The organism is Aliidiomarina celeris (genome assembly GCF_003316875.1).
GTDB classification, from domain to species: Bacteria; Pseudomonadota; Gammaproteobacteria; order Enterobacterales; family Alteromonadaceae; genus Aliidiomarina; species Aliidiomarina celeris.
On sequence record NZ_QMIL01000015.1, the window covers coordinates 1 to 853 of the forward strand.

Consider the following 853-nt stretch of genomic DNA (forward strand, 5'->3'; position numbering starts at 1 on the left):
TGGGGTGAAGTCGTAACAAGGTAGCCGTAGGGGAACCTGCGGCTGGATCACCTCCTTATCGATGAGATGCATATCGAATGTAAGTGCTCACACAGATTGATTGGCTTGATAGTGAAAAACAAAGATTAATTGCGGCCGGCGAAAGCTGGTTTTTTTAACGCAATTAAACGGATACTGGGTCTGTAGGTCAGCTGGTTAGAGCGCACCCCCTTTCACTAAGGTGAAGAGGAGGGTGAGGTCAAAGGCCGACGCTCGGAATCAGTATTGGAAACGGTTACGGGTCTGTAGCTCAGCTGGTTAGAGCGCACCCCTGATAAGGGTGAGGTCGGTAGTTCAAGTCTACTCAGACCCACCATTTTGTCTGTCTGGCGTTGTTAAAGTGCTCGTCGCATACTGGTGTATGCTTCCTCACACTTTGCCTAGCCACACAGCCAAAACCGAGGAAATGCTCGAAAGAGCTTTCTCGGAGTCGGAAGCGCAGTCCAGAATGATTCGGGGCGAGGCGCACGTGAAGCGATTGAAGGAGCATACCTCAATGGTATGTGACTGATTGAGGTTTGCGCGCAACGAAGCACTGGAGCATTATGGCAAGCCTGAACGATACGGGGCCATAGCTCAGCTGGGAGAGCGCCTGGTTTGCATCCAGGAGGTCTGCGGTTCGATCCCGCATGGCTCCACCATTTCCTGCTTTGTTTTTCATGTCGCATGAATTGATTGTTGAGTGTTTTGTAAAAGCACTGACCAATCACATTATGTGAGTTGCTCTTTAATAATTTGAACAAGCTGATAAAGAAACAAACGAAGTTTGAACAAGCCAAGTATAACTCACCAGATTAACTTTGGTGGCGTATCG

The 853-nt window shown here is 48.8% G+C and carries 2 tRNA genes and 1 rRNA gene; all 3 read left to right on the forward strand.

The annotated features are described in order from the left end of the window. Nucleotides 1-58: ribosomal RNA gene (locus DQW12_RS13280) — 16S ribosomal RNA — on the forward strand; the annotation flags it as partial. A 220-nt stretch (nt 59-278) separates the two neighbouring features. Next, a tRNA-Ile gene (locus DQW12_RS13285) sits at nt 279-355 on the forward strand. A 249-nt stretch (nt 356-604) separates the two neighbouring features. Further along, a tRNA-Ala gene (locus DQW12_RS13290) sits at nt 605-680 on the forward strand. The last annotated feature ends 173 nt before the right edge of the window (nt 681-853 follow it).